Raw genomic sequence first — 20,981 nt, 5'->3', positions numbered from 1 at the left:
ATAGCGCTTTGCCGTGGTGCGGAACCTGTGGAACCGATGAGTTCCTGATCTACGAGGACTTTGTTCCTGCGCGTGTTTCCTCTGGAGGGCGGGATCTGCTTCCTGCCAGTGTCAGTTATTCCTGCTCCGTCTGCGGATCCTTCAATGGACATCAGGTTCCACCCATGTGGAGTCCTCCGCACTGGTTCTGGTACAGCTGAAGACCGTAACTCCGCACCGTTGAAAGCCCTCCGTCTCCTCGGAGGGCTTTCCTTTTATTACCCACTCTTTCCCCGCGCATGACCGCCTAGCCGCGGCCGATGAAGGGCATGCCGCTGGCCGTCATGACCACTGTGCCGATGTTGGCTGATGGCGGTAGCTGCGCCATATGCAGCACGGTGCGGGCGGCCTCTTCCACCGGGAACGTGGGTTCCACCCGACGGGAGCCGTCCGCCTGCAGCGCGCCCTCGCCAACGCCGAGGGTGGTCATAAGCCCTGTGGAGGTATTGCCGATGTCGATCTGACCGCACGTAATGCCGTAGGCGCGTCCGTCCAGTTCGATCGACTTGGTCAGCCCTGTCACTGCATGTTTTGTTGCGGTGTACGCCGCCGACCGCGGCCGTGGAGAGTGGGCAGCAATGGACCCGTTGTTGATGATGCGCCCGCCCTGCGGGTCCTGCTGCTTCATGATGCGGAACGCTTCCGCCGCGCACAGGAACGAACCCGTCAGGTTGATCGCCACCGTTGACGTCCATTCCTCCGGGCTGATCTCGTCAACTGCGCCCGCGGGACCAATGGTTCCCGCGTTGTTGAACAGGAAATCGAGCCTGCCCCAGCGTTGATGTACGTGCGCGAAGAGGTGGGCGACGTCGTCGGGCCGGCTGATATCGGTTGGAAGTACGTCAGCCAATTCCCGGCCCTGTGCGGTTGCCTCGAGCGGTTCACGACGGCGGCCCGCCAGGGTCACTGCCCAGCCGGCGTCCAGGAATGCGTGCGCCACCGCCTTGCCGATGCCGGAGCCTGCACCGGTGATGACGGCAATGCGTGGAGACTCAATCGGCAGTTCATTCATGACGTTCCGGTGCCCTTTCTGGTTGGCATTCCCATCTTGGCAGGCATTCACCCTATAGTAATGGAATAATAGTTCCATATTGCGAAAGCGCGGGTTGGAATGGACCCGGAGGGACAAAGGCCATCTGCCGCATTGCAAGGGTGCGATGCCGGTCAGGCAGTGAATCGAGCGGGCAGGTTCCGCGCAGCGAAAGAGGGTTTGGCATGGTTGCTGATCAGGGGATTGTGGGTTCGGGTGTTGGTAGGGATTCGGATCCTGAGGAGACGGCTGAGTGGATTGAGTCCTTTGATCAGTTGATTGATCAGCGTGGTTCTGATCGTGCCCGTGATGTTTTGGGGCGTTTGCTGGCGCGTGCTGGTGGCCGGTCGGTGGGTCTTCCCAGTGTTGTGACTACTGATTATGTGAACTCGATTCCGGTCGATGAGGAGCCTGAGTTCCCTGGGGATGAGGAGATCGAGCGGAAGTACCGGGCGTGGATGCGGTGGAATGCTGCGGTGATGGTGCATCGGGCGCAGCGTCCGGAGATCGGTGTGGGCGGCCATATTTCCACGTATGCGGGTGCGGCGACCCTGTATGAGGTGGGGTTCAATCATTTCTTCAAGGGTAAGGACCACCCCAGTGGTGGGGATCAGGTGTTCTTTCAGGGGCACGCGTCGCCGGGGATGTATGCGCGGGCGTTCCTGGAGGGCCGGCTGACCGAGGAGGATCTGGACGGGTTCCGGCAGGAGAAGTCCAAGGCCGGTCATGCGTTGTCCTCGTATCCGCACCCTAGGTTGATGCCGGAGTTCTGGGAGTTCCCGACGGTGTCGATGGGGATCGGGCCGATGAACGCGATCTATCAGGCGCAGTCCAACCGGTATCTGCAGAACCGCGGGTTGAAAGACACCAGTGATCAGCAGGTGTGGGCGTTCCTGGGGGATGGGGAGATGGATGAGCCCGAATCGCGTGGGTTGTTGCAGTTGGCGGCCAATGAGAATCTGGACAACCTGAACTTTGTGATCAACTGCAACCTGCAGCGCCTGGACGGGCCAGTGCGTGGTAACGGGAAGATCATGCAGGAACTCGAGGCGTTCTTCCGCGGTGCCGGGTGGAACGTGATCAAGGTGGTGTGGGGCCGGGAGTGGGATGACCTGCTCGCCAAAGACACCACCGGGGATCTGGTGAAGATCATGAACGAGACCGCTGACGGGGATTACCAGACCTACAAGGCAGAATCCGGTGGGTTTGTGCGCGATCACTTCTTCGGGAAGACCCCGGCCACCAAGGACCTCGTGGCGGATATGGAAGATGCGCAGGTGTGGGGACTCAAGCGCGGCGGGCATGATTACCGGAAGGTGTACGCGGCGTACAAGGCCGCCACGGAGTTCAAGGGCAAACCGACCGTGATTCTGGCCAAAACGGTCAAGGGGTACGGGTTGGGTTCACACTTCGAGGGCCGTAACGCGACCCACCAGATGAAGAAACTCACCCTTCAGGACCTCAAGGACTTCCGCGACCACCTGCGCATCCCCATCCCCGACGAAGCACTCGAAGCCGACCTCTACAACGCGCCCTACTACCACCCTGGACCCGACTCCCCCGAAATCAAATACCTCCTGGACCGGCGCCGTACCCTCGGCGGATTTGTTCCTGAACGCCGTACCGAGGCGGCGGCACTGGAGCTGCCGGGGGACAAGGCGTACGAGGTTGCGAACCGGGGCTCGGGGAAGCAGCAGGCCGCCACAACGATGGCTTTCGTCCGCCTTCTGAAAGATCTCATGCGGGAGAAAGGGCTGGGGTCCCGGATTGTCCCCATTGTTCCGGATGAGTCCAGAACCTTCGGCATGGACGCCTTTTTCCCGACAGCGAAGATCTACAACCCCAAGGGCCAGAACTACCTCTCGGTAGACCGGGAGTTGGTTCTCGCGTACAAGGAATCGATTCAAGGCCAAATCCTCCACGCCGGCATCAATGAAGCCGGATCAGTTGCTGCGTTCACCGCGGCTGGCACGGCGTACGCCACGCAGGGCGAGCCGCTGATTCCGATCTACGTGTTCTACTCGATGTTCGGATTCCAGCGCACGGGAGATTCCTTCTGGGCAGCCGGTGACCAGATGACCCGCGGGTTCATCATCGGCGCCACCGCAGGCCGTACCACCCTCACCGGCGAAGGCCTCCAACACGCCGACGGACACTCACCCATCCTTGCCTCCACCAACCCCGCCGTCATCACCTACGACCCGGCCTACGGGTATGAACTCGGCATCATCATGCGTGCAGGACTGGAGCGCATGTACGGCGCGAATTCCGACGATCGAAACGTCATGTACTACCTGACCGTCTACAACGAGCCGATCATCCAGCCGCCGCTTCCCGCCGGGTTGGATGCCGACGCCGTGGTGCGCGGCGTGTACAGGCTGAAGCCCGGCAACGACGACGGCGGCCGGCCGAAGGCGCAGATCCTCGCCTCCGGCGTGGCCGTCCCGTGGGCGCTCGAGGCGCAGGAACTCCTGGCAGACCACTGGGGTGTTTCGGCCGATGTGTGGTCGGTGACTTCGTGGACGGAGCTGCGGCGTGACGCACTCGCCGCCGAGGAGGAGGCCTTCCTCAACCCCGATGCAGAGGCCCGCGTTCCCTTCGTCACCCAGCAGCTTGGGGACGCACCCGGACCGATCGTGGCCGTCACCGACTACATGAAGGCTGTTCCGGATCAAATCCGCCAGTTCCTGCCGCAGGACTTCGCCACACTCGGAGCGGACGGGTTCGGCTTTTCCGACACACGCGCCGCAGCCAGGCGGTACTTCAAGATCGACCCAGCCTCCGTCGTCGTACGCACTCTTCAGCTCCTCGCGAAGCGGGGAGAGGTAGACGCAGACGCACCACGCCAGGCAATCGAGAAGTACGCACTCCTCACCCTCCCCTGACGTTTTTGTCGCCTAGTTGCGGCCTGGAAACACTTTTACCTGCAACTAGGCGACAAAAACTTCTGCAACTCAACGGGTGGATTACATGGAACGTCATCTTCGTGCGGCGTGATACTCCTGTGCCTACACTGGCCGTGGTCATGAGCGCCAGCACCAAGCCCCGGCTTGCTGGCCAGCAACCCTCCAGCTGCGGTGGGGTGCTCCGGGTGAAGACCTGGCCGCCCGGCACCAGCCGGACGGCAAGCGCGGCCCGCGGTGCTCCCACCATGCCGGGCCCATGCCAAAGGAGCCTTGAATGTCCAACCAATGGTCTTTCGAAACCCGCCAGATCCACGCCGGTCAGGAACCGGACAGCGCCACCGGTGCCCGTGCTCTGCCGATCTACCAGACCACGTCGTTCGTCTTTCCCAGTGCCGAAAGCGCTGCCAACCGCTTTGCCCTTGCCGAACTCGCTCCCATCTACACGCGGATCGGCAACCCCACCCAGGATGCCGTTGAGCAGCGGATCGCCAGCCTTGAAGGCGGGCTGGGCGCGCTGCTGCTCAGCTCAGGTCAGGCGGCGGAGACCTTCGCGATCCTGAATGTCGCGGAGGCCGGCGATCACGTCGTCGCCAGTCCGAGCCTGTACGGCGGAACCTACAACCTGCTGGCCCATACGCTGAAGAAGTTCGGCATTTCGGTCACCTTCGTGGCGGATCCGGACAATCTGGACCAGTGGCGGGACGCTGTGCAGCCCAACACCAAGCTGTTCTTTGCGGAGGTCGTCTCCAACCCGCGGCAGGACGTACTCGACATTGAGGGCGTGTCCCGGACCGCTCACGACGCCGGTGTGCCGCTGATCGTGGACAACACCCTTGCCACCCCTTACCTCATCCGGCCCCTGGAGTGGGGCGCGGACATTGTTGTCCATTCGGCCACCAAGTACCTGGGCGGCCACGGTACGGCGATCGCCGGCGTCATCGTTGACTCGGGAAAGTTTGATTTCGGCAAGGATCCCAACCGTTTCCCGGGCTTCAATACGCCGGACCCGACATACAACGGTCTGGTGTACGCACGGGATCTGGGTGCGGACGGCGCCCTCGGGGCCAACCTGTCCTACATCCTCAAGGCCAGAGTCCAGTTGCTGCGTGACCTCGGCTCGGCGGTATCCCCGTTCAACGCGTTCCTGATCGCCCAGGGCCTGGAGACCCTGAGCCTGCGGATGGAGCGGCACGTCTCCAATGCTGTCGAAGTGGCTCAGTGGCTGGAAGCGCGTGAGGATGTCGAGTCGGTTGCCTATGCCGGGCTGCCCTCAAGCCCCTGGTATGAGCGCGGACGCACGTACGGCCCGAAGGGAATCGGCGCCATCGTTTCCTTCAACCTGGCCGGCGGTGCGGAGGCCGGGAAGCGCTTCGTCGATGCCCTTGACCTGCACTCGCATGTGGCGAACCTCGGCGACGTGCGCTCGCTGGTGATCCACCCGGCGTCGACCACCCATAGCCAGCTATCGCCGGAGCAGCAGGTCATTGCCGGCGTTAACCCCGGGCTGGTGCGGCTCTCAGTGGGTATTGAACACATTGATGACATTCTGGCGGACCTTGAAGCCGGTTTCAGGGCAGCCAAGGAATTCCTGGACGCCTAAGGAGCTTGGGAAGCTCTCAGGAGCGCGCCCAGGCGAGCAGCTTGTCCAACGGCCACGTCGTAATGATGCGGTCCGCCGGCACGCCGTTTGTTTCGGCGCGCTCCGCCCCGTACTGGAGGAAATCCAGCTGACCGGGGGCGTGCGCGTCGCTGTCGATGCTGAAGAGACACCCGGCTTCGAGTGCCAGCTGGATCAGGTCATCCGGCGGATCCTGCCGCTCGGGACGTGAATTGATTTCCACCGCTACGTTGTTCTCGGCACAGGCGGTGAACACCTTCCGGGCGTCGAACTCGGACTGTGGACGCTGGCCGCGGGAACCCTGGACAAGACGGCCCGTGCAGTGGCCAAGGACGTTGGTATGGGGATCGCGAATGCCGCCCAGCATGCGTGCGGTCATGGTGCGGCGGTCGGAGCGCAGCTTGGAGTGGACACTGGCGACAACGATGTCCAGCTCATCGAGCATCTCCGGCGACTGATCCAGTGTTCCGTCTTCAAGGATGTCCACCTCGATGCCCTTCAAAAGGCGGAAGCCGTTGCCGCCGTCGTCGTTGTTGATCTGGTCCACGATCTGGAGTTGCTCCGTGAGGCGCTCCGCGCTCAGGCCGTTCGCGATCTTCAGGGTGGGGGAGTGGTCCGTGAGCGCCAGGTATTCATGATTGAGCGCACGCGCGGCGTCGACCATGAGCGGGATGGGACTCCCGCCGTCGGACCAGTCGCTGTGACTGTGCAGGTCACCGCGGAGGAGGGCCCTCAGCTCCGACCCGCCGCTGGCCAGGGCTTCTTTCGAGCGCTCGCGGAGGTCGGCGAGATAGGCCGGCACTTCACCGTTGAGCGCTTGGGTGATGACCTCATGGGAGCGCGCTCCGATGCCCTTCATCCGCTTGAGCCGGCCGTCGCGGGCGCGTTGTGCGAGTTCGTCGGGCTCCAGCTCGGCAATGGCCGCTGCGGCCTTGCGGAACGCCTGAACCTTGAAACTCGGAGCCAGTTCCCGTTCCAGCCAGAAGGCGATCTCATTCAATGCGGCGGTGGCATCCATAGGCCCATCTTCCACCATTTACGCGGTGGTGGGCTGGTGCAGGGAAGCAGCTCTATCATGTGATCCAGGTAACGCTTGACAGTTACCATGTGATCAGGGCTACAATGAAATCGGAATAAAAATTCCACCATATAGAAACTGAACCAGAGCCACACGGTTCCTGGACTGTCGCCGGAAACATCGAGTCAAATCGAATTCGTTCGAGGGTAAGGGTGTTCAGCGCTGGCGATAGCGCTTCATAGAAAGCTGACACCCATGCCTCTTGCAACCCTCAATACCTGTACCCCCGAAGTGGCCGCTGCCCAACTCACGCCATGCGTTGACATCCCGCGCTGGGTTGAGGCCATCGTGGACGCGCGGCCCTTCTCCTCGGAAGCCGACCTGATTGCGTTCGCCGAAAAGGCAGCCTATCCCTGGACGGAAGCCGAGATCGACGGCGCCCTGGCGCATCACCCGCGCATCGGTGACCGGGCGCAGGGGAATACCACTGAAGCCACCATGTCGCGTGGTGAGCAGGCCGGCGTCAGCACCGCCGTCGAAACCCAGACCGCGCTCCAGGCAGGCAACCGTGCCTACGAGGAGAAGTTCGGGAGGGTTTTCCTCATCCGGGCCGCCGGTCGAAGCGCCGAGGACATCCTCGCCGCTCTCGATGAGCGGCTGCAGAATACGCCCGCGCTGGAGCTGGAGATCATCGCCCAGCAACTGCGTGAAATCGCCATCCTTCGACTCAAGGGGGTCCTCGCAGCATGAGCCGCAGCCACATAACCACCCACGTGCTCGACACCGGTACGGGACGTCCCGCCGCCGGCGTTGCTGCCGCACTGCACCGGCTGGGTGCGGATGGTTGGGAGGACATCGGGGAGGGAAACACCGACGACGACGGCCGCATCACCTCCCTGGGCCCTGAAGCGCTGGAGGCGGGCACTTACCGGATTGACTTCCAGACCGGCACCTACTTTGCGGCGACCGGCACGGAAACATTCTTCCCCTCCGTTTCACTGATTTTTGAACTTACCGACCCGGCGCAGCACTATCACGTGCCGCTCCTGATTAGTCCCTTCGCCTATTCCACCTACCGAGGAAGCTGACAATGACGACACCGACCATCGAAACAAACGCCAACACCAACGAGAACACCGCGGGCAACAGCGGCCGCATCGTCCTGGGTCGGAACCAGTACGGCAAGGCCGAATGCAGGCTCGTGAAGATCACCCGCGACACTGCGCGGCACCAGATCGAGGACCTGAACGTCACCTCACAGCTGCACGGCGACTTCGAGACCGCCCACACCGAGGGAGACAACTCACACGTTGTTGCCACAGACACGCAGAAGAACACGGTGTACGCGTTCTCCCGTGAAGGTATTGGCTCTCCTGAGCAGTTCCTCCTGCGCCTCGGCAAGCACTTCACCGAAAGCTTCGACTGGGTTTCCGGCGGACGCTGGGAGGCGGAGCAGTACTTCTGGGACCGCATCAGCGACCACGATCACGCGTTCTCGCGCAACAAGTCGGAAACCCGCACGGCTGTGCTGCTCATTGAGAACGGCACGCGCCACATCGTCGCCGGAATCGAGGATCTGACCGTATTGAAGTCGACCGGCTCTGAGTTCCACGGGTTCCCGCGGGATCAGTACACCACTCTGCAGGAAACCACGGACCGCATCCTCGCGACCGATGTGACCGCCCGTTGGCGCTACGCAGCAAATACCACGGACATCGACTTCAACGCGGTGTACGCCAGCGTTCGCAAGATCTTCCTCGATGCTTTCGCCCAGACCCACTCGCTCGCTCTGCAGCAGACCATGTTCCAGATGGGCAAGCAGGCACTGGAGGCACACCCGGAAATCGAGGAGATCAAGCTCTCCCTGCCGAACAAGCACCACTTCCTCGTGGATCTCGAGCCGTTCGGCGTCGACAACCCGGGCGAGGTCTTCTTCGCGGCCGACCGGCCGTACGGACTGATCGAGGCGACCGTAGAACGCGAGCGCGCCGAAGGATCAACCAACGAAGCAGCAATCTGGGCAAACATCCCCGGCTTCTGCTGAGAAAACGGTTGGGAACGGGCGCCTGCGCGGCAGGAACGCCGCCCCAACCGCGAACGGCCCGGCACAAGCCCGTGCCCGGCCGTTCACCCCACTACTCATGTGAGACAAGGAAGTCATACTCATGAAAGCAGTCAGCTCTATGAAACATCAGGCCAAACCCCAGCGCCCCGAGGATGAACGGCTGCCCCTCGGACGATCATTCGCCTACGGGTTCCAGCACGTCCTCACCATGTACGGCGGAATCATCGCCGTTCCGCTCATCGTCGGAACTGCCGCCGGCGTATCCCAGGACGACATCGCCGTCCTGATTGCCTCCTGCCTCTTCGTAGGCGGTGCCGCAACCATCCTGCAGAGCTACGGTGTGAAGTTCTTCGGCTCCCAGCTCCCGTTGGTGCAGGGCGTCTCCTTTGCCGGCGTTGCCACCATGACTGCGATCATCAGCGGCGGTGGAGGACTACAGACCATTTTCGGCGCAGTCCTCGTGGCCTCCGTGATCGGTCTGGTCCTTGCGCCGTTCTTCGCGAAGATCATCCGATTCTTCCCGCCGGTAGTGACTGGTGTCATCATCACCACCATCGGCCTGACCCTCATGCCTGTCGCTGCCAACTGGGCAATGGGCGGAAACCGGACCGCTGACAACTACGGCAGCCTCACGAACATCGGGCTGGCCGCCGGAACGCTGGCTCTGGTTCTCCTCATGAGCAAGCTGGGCAGCGCGGCAATCTCCCGCCTGTCGATCCTGCTCGCCATTGTGGCAGGAACCATCATCGCGGCGCTCCTGGGCCTCGCCGATTTCTCCAACGTCGCTGAGGGTGCCATCTTCGCCTTCCCGCAGCCGTTCGCCTTCGGCTGGCCTGTCTTTGATATCGCAGCGATCATTTCGATGACCATCGTGATCCTGGTCTGCATGACTGAAACCACGGCAGACATCCTTGCCGTCGGTGAAATCGCTCGGACCAAGGTCGACTCACGCCGTATCGCCGACGGCCTCCGCGCCGATATGCTCTCCAGCGCCGTCGCTCCGATCTTCAACTCCTTCCCGCAGACTGCCTTCGCGCAGAACGTGGGCCTGGTGGCAATCACGGGCATCCGCAGCCGCTATGTCGTAGCCGCGGGCGGCCTCATCATGGTCATCCTGGGGCTCCTGCCCATCCTCGGACGCCTGGTTGCCGCAGTTCCGACGCCGGTACTCGGCGGAGCTGGCATCGTTCTCTTCGGCACCGTGGCAGCGAGCGGCATCCGCACGCTGGCAAAGGTCGACTACGAGGGCAACATGAACCTCGTGATCGTTGCCGTGGCGCTCGCTTTCGGTACGATCCCCGTCGTGTCCCCTACCTTCTACGACGCCTTCCCCACCTGGTTCGGCATCATCTTCCACTCGGGAATCAGCTCGGCGGCCATCATGGCGGTGCTGATGAACCTGCTCTTCAACCACCTGAAGGCCGGTAATCCGGAGCGCGCTTCCGTCTTTGTTGCCAGCCCACCGCGCATGGTGCGGGCAGACGAGCTCACCGCCCTCCAGGACGGCGACAGCTTCCAGGGCGGCAAGCTCGTGGCAGCGGACGGTACCGAGATCCCCGTAGTGACCGCGGCGCAGTACACCGTAGTCAAGCAGAAACTCGATAACGGCGAGATCAGCTGCGTCGAGGACATTCGCAAAATCTGCGACGAGACTCCAAGGCACCAGCACTGACTTGGATCCCTGCCTGCCTGGCGAGAGTCAGGGCAGGCAGGGACCACAACCTGGATCAGCAGACAGGACCACTGAGCTGACGGCACACTCCGCCGTCACGCGGTGGTCCTGTGCCGTTTCGTGCCACTCAAACGTCATCCCCTGACAATCACGGAACGGAAATCCAATCATGCAACGCATCTGGGTGCGAGACCCGCTCGCCATCTTCACCGCGAATGAATCCGACGCCGGAGGTGGACTCGTGATCGAAGGCGCCGCCATTGTGGAACTGGTCCGGACGGGAGCAACGCCGGCCGCCCGGTACGACTCCGTCTTCGACGCCCGGAGCCATGTGGTGCTTCCCGGACTCATCAATACGCATCACCACTTCTACCAGACGCTCACCCGCGCGTGGGCGCCGGTGGTCAACGTGCCGCTTTTCCCCTGGCTGGTGAACCTCTACCCGGTATGGGCGCGGCTCACGCCCCGTGATCTCGAACTGGCGACGACTGCGGCGCTCGCTGAGCTCCTCCTCTCCGGGTGCACCACGGCCGCGGATCACCACTACCTGTTCCCGGGCGGCATGGAGGAATCGATCGATGTGCAGGTGTCGGTGGTGCGCAGGCTCGGCATGCGCGCCACCCTGACGCGCGGTTCCATGACACTGGGGGAGGACGACGGCGGCCTGCCGCCCCAGCAGACGGTGCAGGACCCCGAAGTGATCCTCGCTGACAGTGAGAGGCTGATCCGGCAGTACCACGAACGCGCTGCAGGTGCGCAGGTTCAGATTGCGCTGGCGCCGTGCTCACCGTTTTCGGTCACTACGGAGATCATGAAGGCCAGCGCTGCACTTGCCGACCTCCATGACGTCCGGCTGCATACCCATCTCGCTGAGACGCTTGACGAAGAAGACTTCTGCCGGGAGCGGTTCGGCATGAGGACGGTCGAGTACCTCGACAGCGTCGGCTGGTTGGGGCCGAGAACCTGGTTGGCCCACGGCATCCACTTCGACGACAGCGAGATTGCCCAGCTCGGAGCCGCGGGGGTCGGCGTGGCGCATTGCCCCACATCGAATATGCGCCCGGCCTCAGGGATCTGCCGGGCCATCGAACTCGAGGAGGCCGGCGTAGCGGTGGGCCTTGGTGTGGATGGGTCCGCCTCCAACGATGCATCCAATCTGATCCTCGAAGCGCGCCAGGCTCTCTATATCCAACGGCTGCGGTACGGCGCCGAGCGCGCCACCCCTTCCCGTGCTCTGGGGTGGGCAACGCGCGGATCGGCCGCCGCGTTGGGCCGGAGCGACATCGGGGAACTGGCTGTGGGCAAACAGGCTGACCTTGCGATGTTCCGGCTGGATGACCTTCGATTCTCGGGCAGCCACGACCCTCTGTCGGCGCTGCTGCTCTGCGGTGCTGACCGCGCCGACCGGGTGATGATCGGTGGCCAATGGCGGGTGGAGGACGGCGTCGTTGTCGGGCTGGATCTCGAATCGCTGATCGCTGAGCACACGGCAGCAGCACGGCGGCTGGTTGGCTGAAAGCTGCAGCACCCCTGATCCTGGCAGGCGCATGCAGTGCATGCAGAGGATGCACTTTTCCGGAAGACCTTCCGCCTGCCAGGGCGGTTCCGGTGCTTGCGACTCGCCGTTCAATCGCTCTATCATCTGTTTCTCATCTGCGCTTCCTAGGCTGGGACAAGACGTTTCCCGCCTATCGGAAGGCCGTGTGGACACGCAGCCCAGAATTGATGACGCTTCACACGCGCACCGCCGTGCACTGATCGTCAGCACATCCCGTGACCGCGGTGCGCTCGCGGCCGCTCGTTCGCTGCGCGCAGCCGGTTGGACCGTGGGGGTGGGCACGCCTGAGGGAAGGGGGATGCTCTGCTCCTCACGCGCCGTCGCCGTCTGTCACACAGTTCCTCGTCCCCGAGGCGACGGTAAGGCCTTCATCAACGGAGTAGCGGCCGCGGTGAAGGCCGGCGGGTATGACGTGGTTTTCGGCGGCGGCGACGACTGGATGGCTGCGCTCGCAACCTACCGGCACCAAATCCCGACGACTGTGGCACACCCTTCCCCGGACGCGGTCGAGCGGGCGCTGGACAAGGTCCTGCTCGCGGAGAGCGCCGGCCGGGTGGGACTGGCGGCGCCCCGCACAGTGCCTGCCACGCCGGAGGCGATCGCTGACTGGGAGGGTCCCGTTGTGGTGAAGTCGCGTGCGCACTGGTCTCCGGGGCAGACGAGGCCGCACCGCATCGAGGCGCGGTTGTTCGACAGCATGACCGCCGCCAAGGAACGCGTCAACCACATGGAGGAACTCGGCGCTGAGCCGCTCCTCCAGGAGCCCATACGAGGACAACTCGGTGCGCTCATCGGCTTTTTCCGCGACGGCCGCCTTGAAGGAAGGGTCCAGCAGGAAACGCCGCGGCTCTGGCCCACACCCAACGGAGCGTCAGCTCGTGCACGGACAGTCGCAGTCGACGCGGTGCTGGCGCAACAGGTTGACGCGCTGCTTACGGAGATCGGCTGGTGGGGACTGGTGGAGTTACAGTTCTTGACAGACGACGACGGCGTTTCCCACCTGATCGACTTCAACGGCCGGTTCTTCGGGTCCATCGCTCTCACCAATGCAGCCCGCCCCGGCCTGGCCGACGCATGGGGCAGGCTGGCTCTGGGCGAGACGGTGCCGCATCTTGCGGACGCGCCCGCCGGCTTTAGGTACGCGTGGACTGCGGGAGATTTACGCCGCGCGCGCATCGAGCGGCGGGGCGGGCTTGCCGCGGACCTCATCGACACCGTCCGTTGGGCAAGCCGTGCACAGCACAGTGTGTGGGACGTGAAGGATCCGGGCCCCACCCTGAACCTGATTTTTGCGCGGTTCACGCGGGACAAACCGGTGACGCTTCGCCCGTCCGCCGCATAAGCAACAGCGTCTAGTAAGCAACAGCGTCGAAGGCAGCACCCCCGCTCAGCGGCGTCGTGCCGCCCGCAGCATGTCGAGGGGCACCCGGCCCTCCGGAGCACGCAGCACAACCAGCCCGAGCGCGTAGGTGCCGCACACCCCAAACACCACGACGACGGACGTCATCAGCGCCGGACCGGCAACGAGGCTCGCCAGGACAACCCCGACAGCACCGGCAACAGCCGCCAACAGGGCAGCGCGGAGAAGGAGGACGAAAGCCTCGCGCAGGTTCACGCCGTCGTGCCTGCTTCTGAGAAGCCACGCATTCGCAACGGCGGCGAGGACCAGTGAGGCGCTGGTGGCCAGCGCAATGCCTGCGACTCCCATCACCGGTGCCAGCAGAATGTCACCCACAACGTTGACCACCATGGCCAGCACGGAGATCACTACGGGAGCCCTGGCGTCGCCCAGGGCGTACGCGGTACTCACTACTACCTGGCGGATGCCCAGGGCCAGGAGTGCCGGCGCGTACCAGAGCACTGCGGTGGCGGTGGCCTCGATGTCCTCCGGGGAAAAGGCGCCACGGCCGAAGGCCACTTCCACGAGCGGCTCCGCAGCGACCGCCAGGACAACGCAGAGTGGAACCAGGATGGTCACAGTCACTGAGAGGCCGCGGTTCACGAGCCGCCTGAGCTCTGTAAGGTCGCGCACCGAAGCGCTGATCGCCGGATACAGCGGCACGAGCAGGGAGGCGATCAGCAGCTGTTCGGGGAGGTTCACGAGCCGCCAACCGTAGGAGAGCGCAGTGATCGCGCCCTCCTCAAGCGTGGAACCCACAGCCCGGTCCACCAGTGTGTTCACATTCCCGACCGCGCTGCCCACCAGCATTGCCGGGACCAGTACGGCGATCTCCCGGAAGCCTGGATCCTTCAGCTGCAGGCGGGGGCGCACCCGTGTGCCGAGGCTGCGCAGCGGGGGCAACTGCAGCAGGAGCCGTGCGCCGGAGCCCACAACGAATCCCACGGCGAGAGCCGCAATGCCGTAGCGGGGGCCGAAGAGCCCGGCCGCCGCGATCATGATCAGGTTGAACGGGACGCCCTGGAGGGATGCCCAGGCGAAGCGTCCGTGCGACTGGGCCAGTGCGGCCAGCAGATCGGTACCCGCCACGAGCACCGTTGCCACCAGCACGATGCGCGTGAGCGTGGCAGCTGTGGCTGTGGTCTCGGCGTCGAATCCTGGTGCGAGCAGCGAGGCCACAGGACCGGCGAAGATCGCCATGACCACGCCGCCGATCCCGAGCACCACCATGGTGAGGGTGAAGGCGACATCGAAGCCGGTGTGTCCCCTGCAGTTGCCGTCTTCAACCGCTGCTTCCCGGGAGACCACGGGTGTTGCGGAGCGGGCCATCGCGTAGGCAACCAGGCCCAGCACGATGTTCATCAGCCCCTGCGCCACGAGATAGGCGTCGAGCTCGGCACCCGCCCCGAAGATTGCTGCTATGACGACGTCGCGCAGGAACCCGAGGAGCGTGGAAACTGCAGTCAGCCCGGCGACAAGGACGGCAGCCCTGGAGATCGACTTACCTCCGAGTCTGGCCACGAAATTCCACGCTATCCTGTCTGGGCGGTGAAGCGCTGCATCCACGCCCGTTCCGTGCACGATTGGCGGATACGAAACCGCTGTGTGCAGGTTTGCTGGCCAACGCCCCCTATCTTCGGCGTGTCTTGGAGGACACGCCGTACCAGCGCTCCAAACCTGCATGGAATGGTATGTGGCCGGCGATGCTTCCGCAGCAGCTTTGCGGCGAGGGGGTCAGGTGGCGCCCTGCTCGGCATGGCGTGCCGCCGTTTCGATCCGTTCCCAGTGCTCAGCCCATTCATCGGCGCTGCGCTGCGGCATGTTCGGGTCATCCGGCCCGCGGCCGGTGGCGCCGTCGAGCTGTTCACGAAGGATGTCAGCGTGCCCGAGGTGCTGGGCCGTCTCAACGCACATGTGCACGAGCATCTGCTGCAAGGTCACCTGCCGGCGCTCAGGTGCCCACCATGGGACCTCCCCGACGGCGTCGAGCGGCAGTGCCTCGATGGTGGCGTCAGTGTGCGCCGCGGAGAAGTGGTGCAGCTCAATGATCTCCTCCGGGGTCTCCTCAGCGGTGAGCCACAGATCGGCTTCCGGGGTGGCGTCGTCGTCGAACCACGGCAGCTCCCGGCCGCTGGGCCGGTTGAAAACCTCACCGAAGTAACCCAGCTGCACGCTGGCGACATGCTTCACGAGGCCCAGCAGGTTGGTGCCCGTGGGGGTCAGCGGCCGGCGCGCGTCATAGTCGCCGAGGCCGTCCACTTTCGCGAGCAGGTCAGCGCGGCGCAGGCGCAGGTAGCGGTGCAGAACCTCTTTGTCATTCATGGGTGGCACTCTACTGGCTGCACCTAGCTTGCGAGGTTGAGGTCATCCGAGATCGCCTGCGCCGCGGAGCGCAGCAGTGGAATGGCCTTGTCAGCGAACCCTTCGTCCACGCGGGAGATTGGTCCTGAGACGGAGATGGCCGTAGGGGTGGGAGCGTTGGGCACGGCCATCGCGAAACAGCGAACCCCCAGTTCCTGCTCCTGCTCATCAATGGAGTAGCCGCGCTCGCGGATGTTGTCGAGTTCGGAGAGGAGCTGGTCCACGGACTTGATGCTCTTCTCCGTGGGCGTGGGCATGCCAGCCCTGGTCACGATGTTGCGCACGGTCTCATTGTCGAGCTGGGCCAGGATGGCCTTCCCGACGCCGGTGTCATGGGTATGCGCCCGGCGCCCCACTTCGGTGAACATGCGCATGGAGTGCGACGACGGCACCTGAGCAATGTAAACGACCATGTCGGAGTCGAGCACCGCCATGTTCGAGGTCTCGCCCAACCGGTCCACGAGCATTTTCAGCTGGGGACGCGCCAGCGCGCCGAGCTGCTTGTTGGCGCCCTCGCCGAGGCGAATCAAGCGGGGGCCTAGGGCGTAGCGTCGGTTGGGGAGCTGCCGGGCGTAGCCCTTCATCACCAGGGTGCGCAGGAGCCGGTGGATCGTGGGCAGGGGGAGATCCGTAGAGGAGGAGAGCTCGCTCAGCGTGACCTCACCGCCGGCGTCGGTAATCAACTCCAGCAGTTCAAACACGCGCTCCACCGACTGGACGCCGCCACCTGCAGCCTTCTCGGCCATTTGGCACTCCTTGCTAGAAACTATCCGCACAGCGGAATAACTTCTCCAAAGATACCCTACTTCCGCAGAGTGGAAACTGGTGTTGGGGCCGTGGGCCCGTGCGGCCCTCGGCGCAGAAACTGCCCGCAAGTGCGGCCCCGCCGGTTCGAAGCGGCAGCCCTGCACCTCCGGGCCGTTTCTGTGCTCCGGCCCCCAAGGCGCCGCGCTTGCAATTCCACTTAGTAGATAATAATATCCACAATACGAAATAACTTATCTGGAGGATCATCAATGGCGAGTCCTAGCCCCGGTTACTCAATCACCCTGCGCGTTCAGGCGCCGTCGAGCTTCACAGCTACTGCTGAGCTGGCCGCCGCCGTCGGCTCCGCCGGTGCATCGATCACTGCGCTCGATGTCACTGAGTCGCACCATGACAGCATCGTGGTGGACGTCAGCTGCAACACCACCGACGCTGCTCACGGCGAGCGCGTCCGTGACGCCCTCAACGCCCTCGACGGCGTGAACGTGAAGAAGCTGAGCGACCGCACCTTCCTGATGCACCTCGGCGGGAAGCTCGAGGTTGTCCCCAAGGTTCCCCTGCGTAACCGGGACGACCTCTCCCGCGCCTACACTCCCGGCGTCGCACGCGTCTGTATGGCAATTGCAGAAAACCCCGACGACGCCCGCCGCCTCACCGTCAAGCGCAACACCGTCGCTGTGGTGACGGACGGCTCAGCTGTGCTCGGGCTGGGCAATATCGGCCCCGCCGCCGCGCTGCCCGTCATGGAGGGCAAGGCCGCACTCTTCAAGCAGTTCGCCAACGTGGATGCCTGGCCGGTCTGCCTCGATACCCAGGACACCGAAGAGATCATCAGCATCGTCAAGGCGCTCGCGCCCGTCTACGGCGGAGTGAACCTCGAAGACATCGCAGCTCCCCGGTGCTTCGAGATTGAGAACCGGCTGCGCGAGGAGCTGGATATTCCCGTCTTCCACGATGACCAGCACGGCACCGCCATTGTGACGCTGGCCGCGCTGACCAATGCCCTCCGCGTTGTGGACAAGAAGATCGAGAACGTGCGGATTGTCGTTTCCGGCGTCGGCGCCGCCGGATCAGCCATCATCCAGCTGCTGCAGGCCCAGGGTGCGAAGAACATCGTGGCGTGTGACCGCAAGGGCGCCATCCACAGCGGGCAGAACTACACCGACGAGCACCGCCGCTGGATTGCCGAGAACACCAACCAGAATGCTTTCTCCGGGACGCTGCATGAAGCACTGAACGGCGCGGACGTCTTCATCGGTGTCAGTGCTCCGAACCTCCTCGGTGAGGAGCAGGTGAAGTCCATGGCTGACAAGGCGATCGTCTTTGCCATGGCCAACCCTGACCCGGAAATCGACCCCATCGTCGCTGCCCGGCACGCCGCGGTAGTGGCCACCGGCCGCAGCGATTTCCCGAACCAGATCAACAACGTGCTCGCCTTCCCGGGCTTCTTCCGTGGGCTGCTCGACGCAGGGGCGTCCGACATCACGCCGCAGATGCTGGTTGCCGCAGCGGATGCAATCGCCGCTCGGGTGGACGATGATGAACTCAATGCCAGTTTCATCATCCCGAGCGTGTTCGATCCGCACGTGGCAGGTGATGTGGCAGCAGCGGTTGCCGCAGCGGCGCACGCCGCTCATCAGGGTTCAGCCGCAGAATCAGCAGAGTAGGAGCAGGACATGTCGATTGAAGTCACAGATACGACGCCGGCACCCGGCGCGGAGGCCATCCTCACCACAGAGGCGCTCCAGTTCATCGAGAAGCTGCACCAGCAGTTCCGTGACACACGGAACGAGCGCCTGGCCGCGCGCGGCAAGCGCCGCGAGGACGTGGCCCAGAGCGGCCGCCTCGATTTCCTTCCCGAAACGGCCGAGATCCGCGCAGGCGACTGGACCGTCGCCGAAGCGCCTGCCCAGCTTCAGGACCGCCGCGTCGAAATGACCGGCCCGGCGTCGCCCGCCAAGATGGCCATCAACGCTTTGAACTCCGGCGCCAAAGTCTGGCTCGCCGACCTCGAGGACGCCAGTACCCCCACCTGGCACAACGTCATCGACTCACAGCTCAACCTCCACGGTGCCGCCCGTGGCACACTCAGCTACACCTCACCGGAGGGCAAGGAGTACGCGCTGCGCACGGACGCACCGCTGGCTGTCGTTGTTGCCCGTCCCCGTGGCTGGCACCTGCCCGAGAAGAACATCACCATTGACGGCGAGCCGGCCATCGGCGCCCTGGTGGACTTCGGTCTGCATTTCTTCCACAACGCCAAGCACCTGCTGGAGAACGGCAGCGGCCCGTACTATTACCTGCCCAAACTGGAGAGCCACCTCGAGGCCCGGCTGTGGAATGACGTTTTCGTGTTCGCGCAGGACTACGTGGGAGTTCCGCAGGGCTCTATCCGTGCCACCGTGCTCATTGAAACCATCCCTGCCGCCTTCGAGATGGACGAGATCCTCTACGAGCTTCGCGACCACGCCTCGGGCCTGAACGCCGGCCGCTGGGACTACCTGTTCAGCATCATCAAGTACTTCCGTGACGGCGGGGAGTCCTTCATCCTCCCGGACCGTGCGTCCGTGGTGATGACGGCACCGTTCATGCGGGCGTACACCGAGCTGCTTGTCAAGACCTGCCATCGCCGGGGCGCTTTTGCCATGGGCGGTATGGCGGCGTTTATTCCCAACCGCCGCGAACCTGAGATCACCGCCCAGGCCATCGATAAGGTCCGCGCGGACAAGACCCGCGAAGCCAACGACGGATTCGACGGCTCCTGGGTTGCGCACCCCGACCTCGTGCCCGTGTGTCGCGAAGTGTTCGACGCCGTTCTGGGGGATAAGCCGAACCAGATCGACCGGCAGCGGCCTGAGGTCGAGGTGACCGCCGAGCAGCTGCTCGATGTCGAATCCGCGGACGGCGATGTCACCGAGGTGGGATTGCGTGCCAACCTCTATGTCGCCGTCGCGTACGTGGCGGTATGGCTCTCCGGTAACGGTGCGGTAGCTATTCACAACCTCATGGAGGATGCTGCGACGGCTGAGATCTCGCGCTCGCAGGTCTGGCAGCAGATCCGCAACAAGGTGGTCCTCGCCGACACTGGCAATACGGTGACTGCCGAGCTGGTGAACTCGATCCTCGCCGAGGAAACGGAGCGGCTACACGGAGAGGTCGGAGATGACGCTTTCACCAGGTTCTACGAGCCCGCAAGCCGGCTGATCGCTGACATCTGCGTTTCCGACGAGTACACGGACTTCCTGACTCTCCCCGCCTATGAGCTGGTGAACTGAGTGGAGTTCGCGCTAGGTTTCGACGACTATGCGGCGATCGACTCGAAGCTCGCGGATACTGACCGGCTCCTCCGCATCGGCTATCCCGGGGACACCGGCTCACGCCAGCCCGTCCACACGGTGTACGTGCCGGCGGACAGGTACCAGCCCTCGCTTCCCGGTGACTGGGGCAGGGAGGCGGCTGCCGCCGTCGAGCGCGCCGGTGGCATGGATACGCTGTGCAGTGCGCTGGGAGTAAACAACGACGTCGGCACGCTGGTGAGCGCGAAGCTCACCGCTGAGCCGATCGAGGACCTGCGCCTGGACTTCGAGGACGGTTACGGCAACCGGCCCGACGACGAGGAGGACGCCGACGCTTCCCGCGCCGCCATCGCGGTGGCCCGGGCTGTGCGCGACGGGATTGCTCCGCCGTTCATCGGCATCCGGTTCAAGTGCTTCGAGGAGCCCACCCGCCGACGCGCGCTGCGCACGCTGGATCTCTTCGTGGGCGGCCTGCTGGCTGAGGGTCCGCTGCCGGAGGGGCTGGTGCTCACGCTGCCCAAGGTCTCCACGGTGGCGCAGGTTGAGGCGATGGTCTTCGCCTGCCAGCGGCTTGAAGCGGTGCACGGACTCGCGCCGGGCAGGCTGCGTTTCGAGGTGCAGATGGAAACGCCGCAGCTGATCCTGGCCGCGGATGGCACCGTACCCGTGGCGCAGCTGCTGCACCGGGCCGAGGGCCGTGTCTCTGCACTGCACTACGGGACGTATGACTACAGCGATTCACTGCAGATCGCGGCGGAATACCAGTCCATGGAGCACCCAGCCGCGGACTACGCCAAGCAGGTCATGCAGGTGGCGGTTGCAGGCACCGGCGTTCGGCTGTCTGACGGGTCAACGAACATCCTGCCCGTCGGCAGTGATGCCGAGGTATCCGCGGCGTGGGCGCTGCATGCCCGGCTGGTTCGGCGCTCGCTGGAGCGCGGCTACTACCAGGGCTGGGACCTCCATCCCGCCCAGCTGCCGAGCCGGTTCATTGCTACGTATGCGTTCTACCGCGAGGGCCTGCCGGCAGCGGCGCAGCGCCTTCGTAACTACGTGCATCAGATCGAAAGCGCAATTCTCGACGAGCCTGCAACGGCCCGTGCGCTGGCACGCTTTGTCCACCGCGGCGTGCTGTGCGGCGCCGTGACGGAGGCTGAAGTGAACGAGCTGGCCGGCATCTCCTTTCCTGATCTGGAAGCACTTGCGCATCCGCGGAAACTTCCCGAAACAGCTGAAAACATCTAAGGACTGAAC

At 64.1% G+C, this 20,981-nt stretch carries 16 protein-coding genes and 1 riboswitch; of the genes, 11 read left to right on the top strand and 5 right to left on the bottom strand.

Features of this window, described 5'->3' with window-relative positions; all coding sequences use genetic code 11:
* Positions 1–286: 286 nt before the first annotated feature.
* Positions 287–1,051 (bottom strand): SDR family oxidoreductase, encoded by a 765-nt coding sequence (locus P4U43_RS04115; RefSeq protein ID WP_277357579.1) that lies wholly within the window; start codon positions 1,049–1,051, stop codon positions 287–289.
* 203 nt (positions 1,052–1,254) lie between these two features.
* Here P4U43_RS04115 and aceE point away from each other — a divergent pair, with 203 nt between their 5' ends.
* Complete coding sequence (aceE, locus tag P4U43_RS04110) at positions 1,255–3,954, top strand: pyruvate dehydrogenase (acetyl-transferring), homodimeric type (protein ID WP_277357578.1); 2,700 nt, start codon at positions 1,255–1,257, stop codon at positions 3,952–3,954.
* 136 nt (positions 3,955–4,090) lie between these two features.
* Positions 4,091–4,206, top strand: a riboswitch (SAM riboswitch).
* A gap of 43 nt (positions 4,207–4,249) precedes the next feature.
* On the top strand, positions 4,250–5,575 hold the full coding sequence (locus P4U43_RS04105) for a bifunctional o-acetylhomoserine/o-acetylserine sulfhydrylase (RefSeq protein WP_277357577.1): 1,326 nt from the start codon (positions 4,250–4,252) through the stop codon (positions 5,573–5,575).
* 16 nt (positions 5,576–5,591) lie between these two features.
* Here the strand turns inward: P4U43_RS04105 and P4U43_RS04100 are convergent, their stop codons facing one another.
* A complete protein-coding gene (locus P4U43_RS04100) occupies positions 5,592–6,611 on the bottom strand; it encodes a PHP domain-containing protein (protein WP_277357576.1) in 1,020 nt (339 codons plus the stop codon).
* Between the two features lie 255 nt (positions 6,612–6,866).
* Between P4U43_RS04100 and uraD the strand changes: the two genes are divergently transcribed.
* The 6 genes from uraD to P4U43_RS04070 all read left to right on the top strand — a co-directional run bounded on the left by uraD (position 6,867) and on the right by P4U43_RS04070 (position 13,248).
* Positions 6,867–7,361: a 2-oxo-4-hydroxy-4-carboxy-5-ureidoimidazoline decarboxylase gene (gene uraD, locus P4U43_RS04095; protein WP_277357575.1), complete on the top strand. Its 495-nt coding sequence runs from the start codon at positions 6,867–6,869 to the stop codon at positions 7,359–7,361.
* Positions 7,358–7,699 carry a hydroxyisourate hydrolase gene (uraH, locus tag P4U43_RS04090; protein WP_277357574.1) on the top strand — a complete coding sequence of 114 codons (342 nt, stop codon included), beginning with the start codon at positions 7,358–7,360 and terminating at the stop codon, positions 7,697–7,699. The genes uraD and uraH overlap by 4 nt, the downstream gene beginning before the upstream one ends.
* A 2-nt stretch (positions 7,700–7,701) precedes the next feature.
* Positions 7,702–8,655: a factor-independent urate hydroxylase gene (pucL, locus tag P4U43_RS04085; protein WP_277357573.1), complete on the top strand. Its 954-nt coding sequence runs from the start codon at positions 7,702–7,704 to the stop codon at positions 8,653–8,655.
* Between the two features lie 121 nt (positions 8,656–8,776).
* Positions 8,777–10,348, top strand: a complete 1,572-nt coding sequence (locus tag P4U43_RS04080; protein ID WP_277357572.1) for a nucleobase:cation symporter-2 family protein — start codon at positions 8,777–8,779, stop codon at positions 10,346–10,348.
* 169 nt (positions 10,349–10,517) lie between these two features.
* Complete coding sequence (locus tag P4U43_RS04075) at positions 10,518–11,864, top strand: 8-oxoguanine deaminase (protein WP_277357571.1); 1,347 nt, start codon at positions 10,518–10,520, stop codon at positions 11,862–11,864.
* 187 nt (positions 11,865–12,051) lie between these two features.
* Positions 12,052–13,248: an ATP-grasp domain-containing protein gene (locus P4U43_RS04070; RefSeq protein WP_277357570.1), complete on the top strand. Its 1,197-nt coding sequence runs from the start codon at positions 12,052–12,054 to the stop codon at positions 13,246–13,248.
* A gap of 45 nt (positions 13,249–13,293) precedes the next feature.
* Here the strand turns inward: P4U43_RS04070 and murJ are convergent, their stop codons facing one another.
* The 3 genes from murJ to P4U43_RS04055 all read right to left on the bottom strand — a co-directional run bounded on the left by murJ (position 13,294) and on the right by P4U43_RS04055 (position 16,412).
* Positions 13,294–14,826, bottom strand: a complete 1,533-nt coding sequence (gene murJ, locus P4U43_RS04065) for a murein biosynthesis integral membrane protein MurJ (RefSeq protein ID WP_277357569.1) — start codon at positions 14,824–14,826, stop codon at positions 13,294–13,296.
* 213 nt (positions 14,827–15,039) lie between these two features.
* On the bottom strand, positions 15,040–15,627 hold the full coding sequence (locus P4U43_RS04060; protein ID WP_277357568.1) for a DinB family protein: 588 nt from the start codon (positions 15,625–15,627) through the stop codon (positions 15,040–15,042).
* Between the two features lie 23 nt (positions 15,628–15,650).
* Complete coding sequence (locus tag P4U43_RS04055; RefSeq protein ID WP_277357567.1) at positions 15,651–16,412, bottom strand: IclR family transcriptional regulator; 762 nt, start codon at positions 16,410–16,412, stop codon at positions 15,651–15,653.
* Positions 16,413–16,682: 270 nt separating this feature from the next.
* On the opposite strand from P4U43_RS04055, the gene P4U43_RS04050 reads away from it, so the two are divergent.
* From P4U43_RS04050 to P4U43_RS04040, 3 genes are read left to right on the top strand one after another with little or no spacing between them, the layout of a single operon-like run.
* Positions 16,683–18,098, top strand: a complete 1,416-nt coding sequence (locus P4U43_RS04050) for an NAD-dependent malic enzyme (protein ID WP_277357566.1) — start codon at positions 16,683–16,685, stop codon at positions 18,096–18,098.
* A gap of 9 nt (positions 18,099–18,107) precedes the next feature.
* Entirely contained in the window at positions 18,108–19,706 is a 1,599-nt protein-coding gene (gene aceB, locus P4U43_RS04045; protein WP_277357565.1) for a malate synthase A, read from the top strand.
* Positions 19,707–20,972 carry a DUF6986 family protein gene (locus tag P4U43_RS04040; protein WP_277357564.1) on the top strand — a complete coding sequence of 422 codons (1,266 nt, stop codon included), beginning with the start codon at positions 19,707–19,709 and terminating at the stop codon, positions 20,970–20,972.
* Positions 20,973–20,981 lie beyond the last annotated feature (9 nt).

Source organism: Arthrobacter vasquezii (assembly GCF_029455255.1).
Lineage (GTDB): Bacteria > Actinomycetota > Actinomycetes > Actinomycetales > Micrococcaceae > Arthrobacter_D > Arthrobacter_D parietis.
The sequence above is the reverse complement of the archived record's forward strand: the minus strand, read 5'-3'. Positions and strand labels throughout refer to the sequence as shown.

Excerpts from the sequence above, each read along its gene's own strand:
- P4U43_RS04100 (WP_277357576.1), bottom strand. The coding sequence starts at position 6,611 with ATGGATGCCACCGCCGCATTGAATGAGATCGCCTTCTGGCTGGAACGG.
- uraD (WP_277357575.1), top strand. The coding sequence starts at position 6,867 with ATGCCTCTTGCAACCCTCAATACCTGTACCCCCGAAGTGGCCGCTGCC.
- aceE (WP_277357578.1), top strand. The coding sequence starts at position 1,255 with ATGGTTGCTGATCAGGGGATTGTGGGTTCGGGTGTTGGTAGGGATTCG.
- P4U43_RS04075 (WP_277357571.1), top strand. The coding sequence starts at position 10,518 with ATGCAACGCATCTGGGTGCGAGACCCGCTCGCCATCTTCACCGCGAAT.
- P4U43_RS04115 (WP_277357579.1), bottom strand. The coding sequence starts at position 1,051 with ATGAATGAACTGCCGATTGAGTCTCCACGCATTGCCGTCATCACCGGT.
- uraH (WP_277357574.1), top strand. The coding sequence starts at position 7,358 with ATGAGCCGCAGCCACATAACCACCCACGTGCTCGACACCGGTACGGGA.
- pucL (WP_277357573.1), top strand. The coding sequence starts at position 7,702 with ATGACGACACCGACCATCGAAACAAACGCCAACACCAACGAGAACACC.
- P4U43_RS04080 (WP_277357572.1), top strand. The coding sequence starts at position 8,777 with ATGAAAGCAGTCAGCTCTATGAAACATCAGGCCAAACCCCAGCGCCCC.
- P4U43_RS04050 (WP_277357566.1), top strand. The coding sequence starts at position 16,683 with ATGGCGAGTCCTAGCCCCGGTTACTCAATCACCCTGCGCGTTCAGGCG.
- P4U43_RS04055 (WP_277357567.1), bottom strand. The coding sequence starts at position 16,412 with ATGGCCGAGAAGGCTGCAGGTGGCGGCGTCCAGTCGGTGGAGCGCGTG.
- aceB (WP_277357565.1), top strand. The coding sequence starts at position 18,108 with ATGTCGATTGAAGTCACAGATACGACGCCGGCACCCGGCGCGGAGGCC.
- P4U43_RS04105 (WP_277357577.1), top strand. The coding sequence starts at position 4,250 with ATGTCCAACCAATGGTCTTTCGAAACCCGCCAGATCCACGCCGGTCAG.
- P4U43_RS04060 (WP_277357568.1), bottom strand. The coding sequence starts at position 15,627 with ATGAATGACAAAGAGGTTCTGCACCGCTACCTGCGCCTGCGCCGCGCT.